13 protein-coding genes are annotated in these 14,652 nt (G+C 66.8%); 6 read left to right on the top strand and 7 right to left on the bottom strand.

Translation table 11 applies throughout. From position 1 onward, the window contains the following. The first annotated feature begins 13 nt into the window (after positions 1-13). Positions 14-466 carry a hypothetical protein gene (locus tag ABZV58_RS14405; protein WP_355000601.1) on the top strand — a complete coding sequence of 151 codons (453 nt, stop codon included), beginning with the start codon at positions 14-16 and terminating at the stop codon, positions 464-466. A 52-nt stretch (positions 467-518) separates the two neighbouring features. Here ABZV58_RS14405 and ABZV58_RS14400 read toward each other — a convergent pair whose 3' ends face one another. Together ABZV58_RS14400 and glnA are read right to left on the bottom strand one after the other, a co-directional pair. Then, positions 519-1,409, bottom strand: coding sequence for a tyrosine-protein phosphatase (locus ABZV58_RS14400; RefSeq protein WP_355000600.1), 891 nt, complete (start codon positions 1,407-1,409; stop codon positions 519-521). 285 nt (positions 1,410-1,694) lie between these two features. Next, on the bottom strand, positions 1,695-3,131 hold the full coding sequence (glnA, locus tag ABZV58_RS14395) for a type I glutamate--ammonia ligase (RefSeq protein WP_141812510.1): 1,437 nt from the start codon (positions 3,129-3,131) through the stop codon (positions 1,695-1,697). Positions 3,132-3,441: 310 nt separating this feature from the next. Between glnA and ABZV58_RS14390 the strand changes: the two genes are divergently transcribed. Further along, positions 3,442-3,894, top strand: a complete 453-nt coding sequence (locus ABZV58_RS14390; protein WP_141812511.1) for an RDD family protein — start codon at positions 3,442-3,444, stop codon at positions 3,892-3,894. Positions 3,895-4,180: 286 nt separating this feature from the next. Here ABZV58_RS14390 and ABZV58_RS14385 read toward each other — a convergent pair whose 3' ends face one another. The 3 genes from ABZV58_RS14385 to ABZV58_RS14375 all read right to left on the bottom strand — a co-directional run bounded on the left by ABZV58_RS14385 (position 4,181) and on the right by ABZV58_RS14375 (position 7,908). Continuing rightward, on the bottom strand, positions 4,181-4,732 hold the full coding sequence (locus tag ABZV58_RS14385; protein ID WP_355000599.1) for a dihydrofolate reductase family protein: 552 nt from the start codon (positions 4,730-4,732) through the stop codon (positions 4,181-4,183). Between the two features lie 174 nt (positions 4,733-4,906). Next, positions 4,907-5,650 carry a DUF4191 domain-containing protein gene (locus ABZV58_RS14380; RefSeq protein ID WP_355000598.1) on the bottom strand — a complete coding sequence of 248 codons (744 nt, stop codon included), beginning with the start codon at positions 5,648-5,650 and terminating at the stop codon, positions 4,907-4,909. Between the two features lie 56 nt (positions 5,651-5,706). Continuing rightward, positions 5,707-7,908, bottom strand: coding sequence for an elongation factor G-like protein EF-G2 (locus ABZV58_RS14375; RefSeq protein WP_355000597.1), 2,202 nt, complete (start codon positions 7,906-7,908; stop codon positions 5,707-5,709). 421 nt (positions 7,909-8,329) lie between these two features. Here ABZV58_RS14375 and ABZV58_RS14370 point away from each other — a divergent pair, with 421 nt between their 5' ends. Beyond that, positions 8,330-10,174 (top strand): VWA domain-containing protein, encoded by a 1,845-nt coding sequence (locus ABZV58_RS14370; protein ID WP_355000596.1) that lies wholly within the window; start codon positions 8,330-8,332, stop codon positions 10,172-10,174. A gap of 73 nt (positions 10,175-10,247) precedes the next feature. On the opposite strand, the gene ABZV58_RS14365 is transcribed toward ABZV58_RS14370, so the two are convergent. Continuing rightward, positions 10,248-10,697 carry a hypothetical protein gene (locus ABZV58_RS14365; RefSeq protein WP_355000595.1) on the bottom strand — a complete coding sequence of 150 codons (450 nt, stop codon included), beginning with the start codon at positions 10,695-10,697 and terminating at the stop codon, positions 10,248-10,250. 287 nt (positions 10,698-10,984) lie between these two features. On the opposite strand from ABZV58_RS14365, the gene ABZV58_RS14360 reads away from it, so the two are divergent. Further along, positions 10,985-12,421, top strand: coding sequence for an NERD domain-containing protein (locus tag ABZV58_RS14360; protein WP_355000594.1), 1,437 nt, complete (start codon positions 10,985-10,987; stop codon positions 12,419-12,421). A 34-nt stretch (positions 12,422-12,455) separates the two neighbouring features. Here ABZV58_RS14360 and ABZV58_RS14355 read toward each other — a convergent pair whose 3' ends face one another. Next, positions 12,456-12,968 carry a hypothetical protein gene (locus ABZV58_RS14355; RefSeq protein WP_355000593.1) on the bottom strand — a complete coding sequence of 171 codons (513 nt, stop codon included), beginning with the start codon at positions 12,966-12,968 and terminating at the stop codon, positions 12,456-12,458. A 576-nt stretch (positions 12,969-13,544) separates the two neighbouring features. Here ABZV58_RS14355 and ABZV58_RS14350 point away from each other — a divergent pair. Next, on the top strand, positions 13,545-13,850 hold the full coding sequence (locus tag ABZV58_RS14350) for a hypothetical protein (protein ID WP_355000592.1): 306 nt from the start codon (positions 13,545-13,547) through the stop codon (positions 13,848-13,850). A gap of 59 nt (positions 13,851-13,909) precedes the next feature. After that, positions 13,910-14,557: a hypothetical protein gene (locus ABZV58_RS14345; RefSeq protein ID WP_355000591.1), complete on the top strand. Its 648-nt coding sequence runs from the start codon at positions 13,910-13,912 to the stop codon at positions 14,555-14,557. The last annotated feature ends 95 nt before the right edge of the window (positions 14,558-14,652 follow it).

Here is a 14,652-nt window from a genome sequence, read left to right as displayed (position 1 = left end):
GACCGGGGGAAGTATGAGCGAGCCGGTGACCACGGATTGGGACCGATTCGTGCAGGCACTGGCCCGTTGTCTGGCCCAACTGCCCTCGCGCGCGACGCTGATCATCGCCGCGCCCGGCAACCGCTACGTCCAATTCGTGCAGTACGACATCAAGCTGTCCGCCGAACTCGCGGGCAATCGCTATCTGGACCAGCCGATGTCGTCGGACGCCGAGCGAATGCTGCGCGAACTCGGTTGGCAGGAACCGGTTTCCCGGCGCGAGATCGACAACTGGCAGCGCAGCCTCTTCTGGCCGCTCGCCGACAACGTGCTGCTCGAATTCGCCCGATCCGTCGCCCTCGGCCTGCACCACGCGCTCGGTGTCGCAGCGCCCACCGAACTGCGCGCCATGGGCTGGACCGAAGCCTCCGGCGACCTCGATCTCACCGTCCTCGGCCTCGTTTCGAAACCCAGCACGCACAACTGAACACCACCGAGCCCCCGCCACCCGTGTGGCGAGGGCTCGGGATCGGGACGTGTCAGCTGACGAGGTTCTTGCGCAATTTCAGGATCGTGCCCGGATCGAGGCCGAGTCCCTGGGTGAGGAACTTGCCGAAATCGCCGTAGCTCTGCTCCATCTGCTGGATCGCGGTGTCCAGGTAGGCGTCGCGCACCTCCTGCAGCGGGATCAGCAGGTCCGGATTCTGCATCAGCCCAGCTTGTTTCACCTGCTCGCGCAGTTTGGCGTCGGCGGCCGCGCGGTACTGGTTGGACAGCAGGTAGTCCTGGCGCGCAGTGCGTTCCGGCACGCCGACCGCGCGCAGCACCACGTAGGTGAGCCAGCCGGTGCGGTCCTTGCCCGCCGTGCAGTGGTAGAGCGTCGCCCGGTCGGAGTTCGCCAGATCGCGGATGGTCTGCCCGAATGCGTTGCGGGAGGCGTCACTCAGGAAGCTGCGATACACCCCGGCCATGATCTGCTCGGCCCGTCCGTTGCCGAGCAACTCCTCCTGCTTCTGCGGATCCCGCGACTGGATAGCCTGCAACATCTGCTGGAACAGACCGGTGTCGTCGATCGGCCGCGCCACCGCCTGGACTCCCGCGGGCAGCTTGTCTCGTCCGGCGAACTGAACCTCGGCCGGAGTCCGCAGATCCACGGCCGCACGCAAATTCAGCGTCCCGAGCTTCTGCACGTCCGCGTCGGTCAACTTCTCCAGCGAATCGGCCCGAAATGCCTTGCCCGACTTGACCCTTGCCCCGTCATACGTCCGATATCCGCCGATATCCCGAACGTTGACGGCCCCCTGCAAGTCGATCCGCGTCGCCGACGCCTCCACCGTCGGCTCGGCCACCGCGCTCGGCGGAAGGGGAGTGGAAACGAGGGCCAGCGCACTGAACGCCGCACCGATGAGAGCAATGAAAGAAATCTTCATGCCGGGCGACACTAGAACGCGTTCTAAGGAACCTCTCAGCTTCCCGCCCAACCCACCCACTCACCGGGAACCCCAACCCGCCCAACGGGATCGGGTGTTTCCGCCACACAGCCGCGCCGCTGCCCGGCTACCTCCAGGCACACCTCCGCGGTTGTCGCCGCTATCGGCTTGGAGCTTGCGCGGACTCTTTCGCAGCCGTCAGCGACAGGACGATATCCCGGAAACGGGACGAGCCCTCCCGCACCGAAGTGCGGAAGGGCTCGAAACGTCTTGCCGTACGACGACTTACACGTCGAAGTAGAGCTCGAACTCGTACGGGTGCGGACGCAGGTTCACCGGCGCGATTTCCTGGGTGCGCTTGATGTCGATCCAGGTCTCGATCAGGTCCGGGGTGAAGACGTTGCCCTCGGTGAGGTAGTCGTGGTCCTGCTCGAGGCGGTCGATGACCGACGCCAGGCTGGTGGGGGCCTGCGGGATGTTCTTGGCCTCCTCCGGCGGGAGCTCGTAGAGGTCCTTGTCGACCGGGGCCAGCGGCTCGATCTTCTTCTTGATGCCGTCCAGGCCGGCCATCAGCATGGCGGCGAAGGCCAGGTACGGGTTGCCCGAGGAGTCCGGCGCGCGGAACTCGATGCGCTTGGCCTTCGGGTTGTTGCCGGTGACCGGGATGCGGACCGCGGCGGAGCGGTTGCGCTGCGAGTACACCAGGTTGATCGGGGCCTCGTAGCCCGGAACCAGACGGTGGTAGGAGTTCACGGTCGGGTTGGTGAAGGCCAGCAGCGACGGCGCGTGGTGCAGGATGCCGCCGATGTAGTGACGCGCGATGTCCGACAGACCGCCGTAGCCGGCCTCGTCGTGGAACAGCGGCTTGCCGTCCTTCCACAGCGACTGGTGCACGTGCATGCCCGAGCCGTTGTCACCGAAGAGCGGCTTCGGCATGAAGGTGACGGTCTTGCCTTCCTGCCACGCGGTGTTCTTCACGATGTACTTGAACAGCTGCAGGTCGTCGGCAGCGTGCAGCAGGGTGTTGAAGCGGTAGTTGATCTCCGCCTGGCCCGCGGTGCCGACCTCGTGGTGGCCGCGCTCGAGCTCGAAGCCCGCGTTCTGCAGGTTGGTCGAGATCTTGTCGCGCAGGTCGACGTAGTGGTCGTACGGCGCGACCGGGAAGTAACCACCCTTGTTGCGGACCTTGTAGCCGCGGTTCGGGGTGCCGTCGAGGTTGAACTCGGCGCCGGTGTTCCAGGAGCCGGAGATCGAGTCGATCTCGTAGAAGGCGCCGTTCATGTTCGACTCGTAACGGATCGAGTCGAAGATGTAGAACTCGGCCTCGGGGCCGAAGTACGCGGTGTCGGCGATGCCGGTCGACCGCAGGTACTCCTCCGCCTTGCGCGCGATGTTGCGCGGGTCGCGGGAGTAGGCCTCGCGGGTGAACGGGTCGTGGACGAAGAAGTTCAGGTTCAGCGTCTTGGCGGCGCGGAACGGGTCGATGCGCGCGGTGGTGTAGTCGGGGAGCAGGAGCATGTCCGACTCGTCGATCGACTGGAAGCCGCGGACGGACGAACCGTCGAACGCTAGACCCTCTTCGGCAAGGTCGGCCGTGAAGGCCTTGGCCGGGATCGAGAAGTGCTGCTGCACACCGGGAAGATCGCTGAAGCGGATATCGACGTACTCGATGTCCTCTTCCTTGATGTACTGGATGACCTCATCGGCCGTGCTGAACGTCACTTGTTCTCCTTACGGATCGGTTCCCAGCCAGTGTCGATTGCATGGGTTCGTCGCGACCAGACGCTATGGATGCGGTGTTTCCCTACAGTCAAGGCTGTGTTTCGCCAGTGTTACACGTGCGCCTGGTCGAGTGGCGATGGCCACCCGGGCTCGACAAGCATGGTAGTCCTGCTGTTCGCGTCGCGTCCTGTGAGGCTGAACTCCCGTCGGCGAACCGCGGTAGCCGCATGTCAGGCGTTGTCGGACGCAGTACGTCCACTAACCTGCGCCGGGCCGAGGGCGGGGGAGGCGGCAGCCTATTCTGGAGGCCATGGCGCGTATCACCGGATCCTGGCTTTCCGGACCTTCGGCGGACCCCGGTGACCCGGCTACGCCCGAGTTTCCCGGCGAACACCTCGGCCTGCCCCGCGATGGCGCCGGTTCGCTGGCCGGGATGGGCCGCCGGATCGCCGCGCTGTTCGTCGACTGGATGATCGCCGTCGGCGTCTCGGCGCTGATCGTGCGCGGGGTGAACGCCAACCTCCCGCTGCTCATCTGGTTCGTCATCGGCGTCGCCGCGGTCACGCTGTTCGGCTTCACGCCGGGGCAGTACTTCCTGCGGTTGCGGGTGGTGCGGATCGATGCGGCCGCGCCAGTCGGGTTCGTGCGAGCGTTGGCCCGCCAGGTGCTGCTGATTTTCGTGGTGCCCGCGTTGTTCACCGATGGTGACGGCCGGGGTATGCACGATCGGGCGACGGGGACAGCGCTGGTGAAATCGCGCTGACGCGCAGACGCTCAGGCCAGCGCTGGGTCAAGGCTGACCCTGCCGCTGAGGCGAACGCTTGCGTATCGGCGACCAACGACCCCTGACCTGGACTGGTCGCGACGAACGGCTGTTCCGGGCCGTCGCCAATGTCATCCGTCTCGGCTGGCCGCTGCTTCCGGCGCGCGTTCGCTACTACCGCCGCGTATGACGGCATCCAAAAGGCAAAGGCGGCGGGCTGGAGCACATGAACGCGGCGGCTCGAGGCTGGACGGCGGCGGAGGGGTGATGCTGGGTCGAGCAGACCTCAGTCGACGAGATAGCGCAGCATCACCGCGGTGTCGAAGTGCCTCGTCTCGGCCAATCGAAGCGGGATGCGTTTGTCCAGTGCTGGGAACAGCGGTGTGCCGCCGCCGAGCACCACGGGCAAGACGAACAGCTGGTACTCGTCGATGAGCCCGTGCGGCATCAGCGAGGCCGCGAGGCTCGCGCCACCGACTTCGATGACGCCCTCGCCTCCGGCCTTGAGCCTGCGGACCTCCTCGACCACGTTCTCGCTGATCAGCGTGCTGTTCCAGCGGACCTCGGTGAGCGTCCGGGAGACGACGACCTTCGGCTTCTCCGTCCAGAGCCTGCTGAACTCACGCTGGATGCGTGGCGCGTCCTCGGGCACGTGCGGCCAGTACTCGGCCATCAGCTCGTACAGGCGACGCCCGTGCAGCGAGATCTCGATCTCGCGGTAGCGGTCGTTGTGGAACTGGTGCAACTCGTCGTCCGGGTTGGTCCAGTCGATGCTGCCGTCGCGGTCGTTGATGTAACCGTCGAGGGACACGCTGAACCCGTAGATCAGTTTCCTCATGACGGGTAGACGTCCTACGCGCTCGAAACTCATCGGCGTTCACCGGACGATTGGCCGCCGGGTCGCGCGGAGTGACCGCTGCCGAGTTCAGTCTCCAGCGCGTGGTCTCGAGACCGCGGAAATGGCGAAGGCCCGCGTCCCGAGCTGTGGAACGCGGGCCTCTCGAAACCGAACTCAGCGCCTGCGAATGGTGCGCTGCACCCCGCGCATCTTGGCGCCCGCGGGCATCGGACCCTTCGGCAGCGCGGGCCCGCTGCGCGAGCTGAGGGCGGCGAGCCGACCCTCGATGTTGTCGATGCGCTTGGTGTCGATATTGCGCGGCAGCTTGGTCAGGTAGCGCTGGAGTTCCTTCAGCGGGACCTGGCCCTCCTCGTTGCCGATGATGACGTCGTAGATCGGGGTGTCGCCGATGAGCCGCGCGGTGCGCTTCTTCTCCTGGGCGAGCAGCGCCTTGAGTCGCTGCGGCGAACCCTCACCGACGAAGATCACGCCGGGCAGGCCGATCACGCGGTGCACCGCGTCCAGCTGGGTGGTCGCCGCGACGCCGTTGCTGACCCGCCACTTGCCCTGCAGGTTGTCGAGCACCCATGCGGCCGCGCCCGCCTGGCCCTCGGCCTTCGCGTAGACGTTCTTCTGCACGCGACGCCCGAAGACGATGAACGCCACCAGCACGCCGAGCAGGATGCCGACCGGAAGCAGGAACCACTGCAGATCGAAGATCAGGCCGATCACCAGGAACAACACGGTGATGCCGAGCACCGCGCCGATCATCAGGGGCAGCAGGAGCTTGTCTTCCTTGCGCTGCATCTGGAACGCCTGCCAGAGCTGCTGGCGCCGCTCCTTCGACGCCTTCTTGCGCGCCGCCTTCGCCGCGGCCTTCGCTTCCTTCGACGGGTTACCGCCCTTGCCTGCTGCCATGTGTTTCAGAATAGTGGCCGCCGAGCCCACCATTTGCGCCGGGACGGCGGTCGGATTCAGCCCTTGCCGTTTTCCCGGAGCGCCCCCGCGATCTGCGATGGCATCGCCTCGTGCCGCGCGTAGGTCCGGCTGAAATCCCCGGTCCCGTGCGACAGCGATCGCAGGTCGATCGCGTAGCGGCTGAGTTCCAATTCCGGCACCTCGGCGCGGATCCTGGTGCGACCGGTCCCGTGCGGTTCCGTGCCGAGCACCCGTCCGCGACGGCTCGACAGATCGCTCAACACCGGCCCGAGGTAGTCGTCGGAGACCACCACCCAGACCTCGGCGAACGGCTCCAGCAAATCGATGCCCGCGACGGCCGCCGCCTCACGCAACGCCAGCGCGCCCGCGGTCTGGAACGCGGCGTCGGACGAGTCGACCGAATGCGCCTTGCCGTCGAACAGCGTGACCCGCACATCCACCAGCGGATACCCCGCGGCCACTCCGCGCGCCGCCTGCGCACGCACGCCCTTCTCCACCGAAGGGATGAACTGGCGCGGCACCACGCCGCCGACCACCTTGTCCACGAACTCGATTCCCGAACCACCCGGCAGCGGCTCCACCTCGATCTCGCACACCGCGTACTGCCCGTGACCGCCGGACTGCTTGACATGCCTGCCGCGCGCTGTCGCCTTGCCCGCGAACGTCTCCCGCAGCGCGACCTTGTGATCGACGGTGTCCACCTGCACTCCGAACCGGGTGCGCAGCCGCTCCAGCGCGACATCGCGATGCGCCTCGCCCAGACACCACAGCACCAATTGATGTGTCTGGCTGTTGTTTTCGACGCGCAGGGCCGGATCCTCCGCCGCCAGCCGCGCGAGCCCCTGCGAGAGCTTGTCCTCGTCGGCCTTGCTGTGCGCACGAATCGCGATGGGCAGCAACGGATCCGGCATCGGCCACGGTTCGATGACCAGCGGCTTGCCGGTGCCGGAGAGAGTGTCGCCGGTCTCCGCGTGACCGAGCTTGGTGACGCACGCGATGTCACCCGCGATGGCCTCGCCCAGCGGGCGCTGCTGCTTGCCGAAGGGCGCCGTTACCGCACCGACGCGCTCGTCCACGTCGTGATCCGGGTGCCCGCGATCGGCCAGTCCGTGCCCGCAGACGTGCACGGTGTCGTCGGCGTGCAGGGTGCCGGAGAAGATCCGCACCAGCGAGATCCGGCCGACGTACGGGTCCGACGCGGTGCGGATGACCTCCGCGGCAAGCGCGCCGCTCGGGTCGCAGGCCAGCGGGGTCGGTGCTGCGCCGTTGGTGGCGGGCGCCGCCGAGACGATGTGCTCGGTCGGGGGCGGGAAACCGCCGGTGATCAGGTCGAGCAACTCCATCGTGCCCAGGCCTTGCCGCGCGCCCTCCGGCGCGGGTGCGCCGAACAGCACCGGGTGGAAACTGCCGCGCGCCACCGCGCGCTCCAGATCGGCGACCAGTGTGTCGAGTTCGATGGGCTCGCCGCCGAGGTAGCGCTCCATGAGCGACTCGTCCTCGCTCTCGGCGATGATGCCCTCGATGAGCCGATTGCGCGCCTCGTCCAGCTCCGCGGCCTGCTCCGCCGACGGCTCGCCGCGCACTCCTTCACCGGAGGCGTAGTCGGCCACGCAGTTGGGCAGCAGCTCGATCAACCCCGTCACCGGCCGATGACCGTCCGCGCCGCGCGGCCCGTATACCGGCAGGTGCAGCGGCAGGATGTTCTCCGACGCTCCGCCGCCGAGCACGTCACGGCACGTCTGCACCATCTCGTCGAAGTCCGCGCGCGCGGTGTCCAGGTGCGTGATCACGATCGCCCGCGGCATGCCGACGGCCGCGCACTCCTCCCACAGCGCGCGCGTCGCCCCGCTCACCCCCTCCGCGCCCTCGGCCGCCGAGATGACGAACAACGCCGCGTCCGCCGCGCGCAACCCGGCCCGCAACTCGCCGACGAAATCCGCGTATCCCGGCGTGTCCACCAGGTTGACCTTCATCTCCTGCCACGCCACCGGCACGACCGACACCTGCACCGACCGGTGCTGCCGATGTTCGATCTCGTCGTAATCCGACAGCGACGTGCCGTCCTCCACCCGCCCCGCGCGATTCACCGCGCCCGCCGTCAGCGCCATCGCCTCGACCAGCGTCGTCTTCCCCGCCCCGCTGTGACCGACCAGGACCACATTTCGAATGCGTTCCGGCCGATCCACCGTCACCACTCTGCCGTTGCCTCCGGCAGGTCCACTCGATTTGTCCACCATGTGTCACGCTTCCTCGCCTCGACACCGCGGTTGTATCGAGCTTCCCACCATCGGGAGGTGTGCGTCCACGAATCGGGGGAGAAGGGCGAGGAGCTGTGCCGAAGGTCCGTGGTGATCGACGATCGCATCGGTTCCTTCCGCCGATGGACTCGTACCCGACAGCCGTCGCAGCGCCCGATCGGCGCGACGGGCGGGCCGCAAGGTCGCTGACGGCGGCAACTGGCCGCTCGTACCGCACTTCGGCCAGGTCAGGGAACGAGCGGCTCTCGCGGATATGTGCGGCTAAGACGCGCCCGCGGACCTGGACAGTGTCGATTTCGCGCGGCAAACGTGGCTGGTGCCAATTGTTTTGGGGGTAGAGGGTGGGTCACGCCACCGGTAACGTCTGTCCGGTTTCATTCGGTAGACGAAATCGAGGACAATGTCGAGATACCGCACGCTGACCGCGGCGCTGACCGTCGCGGCGCTCACCTTCGCGCCCGCGGCGCTATCGGCCGTCGCGCACGCCGAACCCGCGCAGTACGCCCCGACCATGCTCATCCTGGACGCGTCCGGGTCCATGCAGCGGCCCGATCAGGGCGCCACGATGATGGATTCCGCGAAGCAGGCCGTGCGCACCTTCGTCGACTCGGCGCCTGCCGAGGCGAAGGTCGGGCTCACCACCTACGGCACCGGCACCGGCAACGACGAGGCCGACAAGGCGGCGGGCTGCCGCGACGTCCAGATCCTGCGGCAGCCGGACACCGTCGACAAGCCCGCGCTCACCAGCGCCGTAGACGGCATCCAGGCCCGCGGCTGGACGCCCATGGGCACCGCGCTGCGCCAGGCCGCCGACGCCCTGCCGTCCTCGGGGCCGCGCTCGATCGTGCTCGTCTCCGACGGTGACGACACCTGCGCGCCGCCCGATCCGTGCGACGTCGCCAAGGAACTGAAGCAGAAGGGTGTCGACCTAGTCGTCCACTCGATCGGTTTCGCCGTCGACGACAAGGCGCGCGCCCAGCTGACCTGCATGGCCCAGGCGACCGGTGGCAGCTACAGCGACGCCACCGACGGCGCCGCGCTGAAACGCATTCTGCCCCGGGTGAGTTCGGCCGCCCTGCGTAACTACCAGGCCACCGGCACGCCCATCACCGGCACCGACGGCTACCAGACCGCGCCGGTCGCGAAGCCGGGTCAGTACCTCGATACCATCGGCCAGCACGAGAAGCGTTTCTACGCCGTGGATGTGCCCGCGGGCGCGACCGCCTACTTCACCGGCATCGTCTCGTTCCCGCGGACGACCGGCGTATCCGTCACCGACGACATAGGTGTGCTGGAACTGCGCGTCTACGGTCGCGACGGCACCGATTGCAATGTCAGGGAACGAGAGCTGGAGTCCAGGGCCAGCGACGGTGTCGCGATCACCGTCAGCAGCACCTTCGAGGGTGCGGCCGCGACACCGTCCGGTGGCAGCTCGGACAAGTGCAAGGGCGGCGGCCGGTACTACTACGAGCTGCACTGGGACATCGCACCGCAGGGTGCGCCCGCGCGCCTGCCGGTGGAGATCCTCGTCGGCATCGAACCCGGCGTCACCGATCCGGGGCCGTCCACGATCGGCGCGGCCACCACATTCACCGATCCGGCCGGAGCCGTGCGGCCGGTCAGCGGTGGCGGGTCGTTCACCGTCGCCTCGACGCTCGAGGACAGCGGCAAGTACACCGACACCGTGCAATCCGGCGAGTACGTCTTCTACAAAGTCCGGCTGGACTGGGGCCAAGGCCTGGCCTACCGGGTGCGCTTCGGCGAGACGGGAGGGGCGGGATACACCTCGGCCACGAATGTCGAGACCACGCTGTACTCGCCGCTCGGCCGCCGGGTCGACTCCGACACCGGCGCCTACACCGGCCGGGCGGCCGCCGAGCTGGAACTCGCGTCGGTGCCGATCCGCTACGCCAACCGGGAGGCCAACGACGCTGAGGTGCAGCGTCAGTCGGTGGCCGGGTGGTACTACATCGCGGTCAAGGTGGGTCTGCCATCCGGCGCGACGGCGATGCCGCCGACTCCGGTCGAACTCGATCTGACCGTCGCCGGTACCCCGGAAGCCGGGCCGATCTACACGACCGGCAGCGCCGACGTCCTCGGTGAGCAGTCCGGGCCCGGCACCGAGAAGCCAGTGGCCGTGAGCGGTTCGAACTCGAACACGTTGGGGGTCGCCATCGGTGTCGGCGTGGTCGCTGTGATCGGCATCGGGGTGGCGATCTGGTTCGTCGCCCGGCGCCGCGCCTGATCCGTCCCGAACCCGCTGGCACCCGAATTGCCTTGACTGCCAGCGGGTTCGGTGTTTCCGGGTCCGACGCTTTTCAGGCCGAGATCGTCCCACTCCAGGATGTGAACGACCGTCCCTTCGACTGGCAGCCGAAGCTGCCGTGGAAGCCGACCGAACACCGCGCCCCCGCGTACTCGACGAAGGGACCCCACTGCCCGTCGCCGGTTTTCACGTCGTTGATCGACGGATTGCCGCCGGGCAGCGTGTACGACGTTCCGGCATCGAACATCGGGTGTGCGGGCAGCCACTGCTGGTCGATCACGATCTCGTTCACGGTCAGCAGGAAGGGCAGGAAGCTGTACTGCAACCGCGTCGGGGACCCGAGATCGCACCCGACAGTGCCGTTGTCGTGGATCGCGCAGTTGGTGCCGCCCACGCTGAAATACAACGGCCCCGGATCCGCCTGCGCGGTCGCCGCCACCACCACCGGCGCCACAGCGGCGGCCGCCGCGACCCCGGCGATCTTCCTCACGATGCGTTCCATACGTGAATACTCCTCGGACTCGATGTGGCCGAACAGGTCGTTGGGTCTGTCGAACTCGGGGAGGTATTCGTTTCAGTCGGCAGGATCGGACGGACCTGGTCGGATGTGGGCTAGCTCCCGAACTCCCGGCCGGGGAAGCGCGGGCGTGTCCTGCCGACACGCTGCCCTTGTCTGCCCTGGTGTCGCCAATCCCCTGTTCTTGCAGTGCCTTTCGATTCGCTGTGTGGCGCGGCGGCGAATAACGTTGAACCGTCGATTGGTCTGGGACGCGATGGAGGTGGCCGCCGATGTTGGTCATCGACGAACGAACGACGATGCCGGGCACCGAGCAGCGTGTGCTCGAGTGGGTACGGACTTGGACGGGTCAGTACGTCATTGTCGGACTGGCCATCTCCGGCTGCCCTCTTCCGCAGGGTGATCCCGAGGGCGGAGCGCTGGAAGCGGACCTGGTGGTGATCACGCCCCGTGCGGTCGTGGTCCTGGAGACCGTCGACATGGTTCCCGAGGCGAGTTCCGGAACGCTCACCGTCGAGGCCGACGGCCGCTGGCGACTCTCGGGGCTCGAAGGGGATCCGATTCGAGACCAGAGCCCATTCGACCGAGTCACGGACAACGTCGCGAGCCTGAAGGCGTTGGTAGACCGTCGCCATCCCGAAGCGTTCGTCGACGGCATGGTCGTCGTCGTGCCGCCGCGGGAATCCACCGTGGTTTTGGACGTCGAATCGCGGCCGCAGGGCTGCGGTGTCGTGCTCGGCTCCACACCGAGCGAACTGCGTGCCTGGTTTCACCGCACCGCGGGCAGGAGGTTCGTGTGGACCGCCGAGGATGTCCACGCTTTGCTGGCGGAGCTGAATGTCGGTGCGTGGGTCATGGTGGAAGACCTTGTGGCCGAGGGTTTTCCGAAGGAGCGAAAGCAGCTTCCCGACGCGGTGTCGGATCGGCGGCCGCGCGAACAGCAACCGCCGTGGATCGAGCCCGACCCCGACGTCGAACCGATCCCGCAGCCACGCAGGTCCGGAATCGGCACCGGACACGCGCCCTTGATCGAACCGGAGGACGTGGACCCGCCAGAAGACGAATTCGCCGAAGCGGAAGAGGTATCCGCGCCCGTTGTCCCGTACGCGGTGGATCTCCAACGGTCTTCGCGTTCCGACGAGGTCGAGATGCCATCGTCGTCGGGGCCCGCGGTTCTGGTCGAGGACGCCCCCAATCCCGTAAGCGCCGACGTTCCCGCTCCCACGCCCCCGGAGAGCGCCTCGGAACCGCAGTTCACGGACCGTTGGTCGTCCTGGATACTGCCGGAAACCGAAAGCCCTGCCCGGCCGCTCGCCACCGCCGCACCCCTTCCCCGCCGAACCTGGGCCACACCGAAGATCGAACCGAAACCGCTGCGCCGCGTCTCGACACCCGCTCCGGAACCTCGGCAGAGCGCGATGGTCCTCGGCCGGACGATTTCTCCTTCGCGCACATTCGAGTCCGTCAGGGGTTCGATACCGCTCGAGGGGCATCGTCTCCAGCAACTGGCCGCCTGTGCCGTCATCGCGGCGACTCTCTGCGCGGTCTGGCTCATGGCCTCCACCTGCTCAGCGCGGACCGGAAACGCCGTCGAAGCACCCCAGCCTGTTCCGCAGTCGGAAGTCGTCCCGCCACCGCCGCAAGTCGTCGAGCAGTCGGGCACGATGCCCTGGCCGACTTTGTGTCTCCCGTTCCCTCCGGACTGCTGACGGTTGCCCGAGATTGCCCGGGGCCAAGTGCCTTTCAACCTTCCGCGTCCGCGGCTAAAAGCACCACACGGTCGACCTCGGGATCGAACCCGAGTATCGGAAACTCGCGAAACCCTTCCGCCGTCATGATCACAGGCTTGCCCAGCCGCCGCCCGACCGCACTCAGGAAATCGCACAGGATATCCAGCCGATCCTGCCCCTGAAGTTCCCTCAGGTCGACGTCGAAATCGATCTCATCCGCCGAATACGCACGAAAGATCGCCAACATGTCCGGCACCGGCCGCACATACACCTCGACGCACTCACCATCCGCGGAACGCGAGAACACTTCGGCGGCCGTAGGAAACGGCAAGCGCGCGAACCCTTCCCGATATTCACACCCCCACTTGTTGTCCCGAAACAGATCGAACAACGACTGCCAATCCTCGACAGACGTGCCCGGTACATGGACATCAGGGAGAACACCACCGTCACGCGGGTCGAAATGGGTTGCTACGTCCTCCCATGACAGGCTCGTCGCACCCGCGCAGTGCCCGACCGAGCTCATCGGCGTGACCTCCTGTGGCGGGGAAGCGGCACGCACCCGCCTTCTCTCTTGACCCGACACCCCACCTGCCGCCCTTTCCGGTGCGCCTCCCGGCGGTGGGCACCACCAGCAGGAATATCCTCGCCCACGTTGTCCCTGTCATTCCTCATGCTCAGGTTGGACGCACCAACCCCGCGTCGGGTTCCATCACTTTTCCTCACTACCTGGGGAGACTTCGGCGCAGCACCTGCCCGATCCCGCCGCGATCGCACCGGCTCTTTCCACCGGTTGAAGTCCTGCGTGTTTCAGGGCTGTTCGCGATATGCGTTCTGGCAGACTTGTGCGGTGCTCGTCACGAGGGGGACCACACCATGGTGTTGACCGCGCGATTCCAGCCGGGAGCTTCCAGCCGCCCGTTCGTCGACCGTGTTCCGGTCCTGACGCGATTCGACCAGCTGCTGACCGAAACCGCCGAACATCCCCGGGTCATGCTGCTCAGCGGTGTCGGGGGAATCGGCAAGTCACGGCTGATCACCGAGCTGCGCAGGCGGATCGACAAGAAGCCCGCTTTACGACGTGGCGACTCACCTACACAAGATGGGCTACCTTCCCGAGGAGCAGGAGGCGTTTCTTACCGCGTGGACCGCCGCCGAAACCGAGGCCGCCAACGGCGAGTGGCTGCGTGATCTGCGGAGCTATCTCGAGTATGAGCGGGTGAAGTCGGTCATTGTCGACGCGGTTCGGTACAGCAAAGTGATCGCGCAGGGGAGCGCGGGCGCGGCGAGGGAAGCGGCGTTGGTGGCGAGTATGGTCGGGAAGCTGCGGCTGGCTCGGGAGGTATGGGGGCAGGCCGAGCCGGTCGATGAAAACGTAGTGGAAACCGCTCTGCGCGAACGATATTGAGCCACGCAAAATACTGGCGTCGAAGGAGTGCGGAACCCTTGCCCTAATCGCGGTGTACGGTGCGGCGGAGGTGGCTGGACACCCGCCCGGAGCATGCGCCCCAAACGTGCGGCGCTGCGGCTATCTTCGGTGATGACGTGCTGTGTGGTGAGACCCTTCGGATGGGAGCGGCTTTGACGGCGAACAATGCCAAGTATCTCGTCGGGAACGGGCTCGGCGATCGAGTCTCGATCTTCGACGACGGTCGGGTGAAGGTTTGGTCGACCACACATCTATGGGCTATCGAAGGACGCGACCGCCACAACGCCCTCGGTGAGACGGTAGTGATCGGTGTCGCCCGCGCATTGTTGACGCAGGGGCCGACGTACCGGCAACAACCATGTGATCTGGAGGTCCCGCTCGATGGATCCCGCGCACGGACGATTGCCGCAACTATCGGCGTCGACAACGGCACGTTCGTGCAGTTCTTCCACGATGGAGCGATCGCGGTCGGCAACGACGGACGCGATATCGACCAGATCTTCAACATCGGCCGCGAAGCGAATCCGACGCGAGGGCGTAACGGCGTAGGCGGGTCGGTGATGGTCACCTTCGAGGGAAAGTATCGTCCGAAGTCGCTGCGTGCCTGCGATCACCGTGTCATGGTCACGGAACATGTTTCGCCGCCGCCGAACCGGCTGTACAAAGACGAATTCGAGATCCGCTGAGCGTCTGAAGGAGTCGCTGATAGCGAGATCCATTGCAAACCCTATCGCGGCCGGCTGTCAGGCAGCCGGGGGAGCCAATCGCCCAGCGCGGACGT

It is taken from the genome of Nocardia sp. NPDC004654 (assembly GCF_040609595.1).
GTDB lineage: Bacteria > Actinomycetota > Actinomycetes > Mycobacteriales > Mycobacteriaceae > Nocardia.
The sequence above is the reverse complement of the archived record's forward strand: the minus strand, read 5'-3'. Positions and strand labels throughout refer to the sequence as shown.

What these genes read in the sequence shown, in the direction of transcription:
- ABZV58_RS14405 (WP_355000601.1), top strand. Translation starts at nt 14, where the DNA reads ATGAGCGAGCCGGTGACCACGGATTGGGACCGATTCGTGCAGGCACTG.
- ABZV58_RS14400 (WP_355000600.1), bottom strand. Translation starts at nt 1,409, where the DNA reads ATGAAGATTTCTTTCATTGCTCTCATCGGTGCGGCGTTCAGTGCGCTG.
- ABZV58_RS14390 (WP_141812511.1), top strand. Translation starts at nt 3,442, where the DNA reads ATGGCGCGTATCACCGGATCCTGGCTTTCCGGACCTTCGGCGGACCCC.
- ABZV58_RS14385 (WP_355000599.1), bottom strand. Translation starts at nt 4,732, where the DNA reads ATGAGGAAACTGATCTACGGGTTCAGCGTGTCCCTCGACGGTTACATC.
- ABZV58_RS14380 (WP_355000598.1), bottom strand. Translation starts at nt 5,650, where the DNA reads ATGGCAGCAGGCAAGGGCGGTAACCCGTCGAAGGAAGCGAAGGCCGCG.
- ABZV58_RS14375 (WP_355000597.1), bottom strand. Translation starts at nt 7,908, where the DNA reads ATGGTGGACAAATCGAGTGGACCTGCCGGAGGCAACGGCAGAGTGGTG.
- ABZV58_RS14370 (WP_355000596.1), top strand. Translation starts at nt 8,330, where the DNA reads ATGTCGAGATACCGCACGCTGACCGCGGCGCTGACCGTCGCGGCGCTC.
- ABZV58_RS14365 (WP_355000595.1), bottom strand. Translation starts at nt 10,697, where the DNA reads ATGGAACGCATCGTGAGGAAGATCGCCGGGGTCGCGGCGGCCGCCGCT.
- ABZV58_RS14360 (WP_355000594.1), top strand. Translation starts at nt 10,985, where the DNA reads ATGTTGGTCATCGACGAACGAACGACGATGCCGGGCACCGAGCAGCGT.
- ABZV58_RS14355 (WP_355000593.1), bottom strand. Translation starts at nt 12,968, where the DNA reads ATGAGCTCGGTCGGGCACTGCGCGGGTGCGACGAGCCTGTCATGGGAG.
- ABZV58_RS14350 (WP_355000592.1), top strand. Translation starts at nt 13,545, where the DNA reads ATGGGCTACCTTCCCGAGGAGCAGGAGGCGTTTCTTACCGCGTGGACC.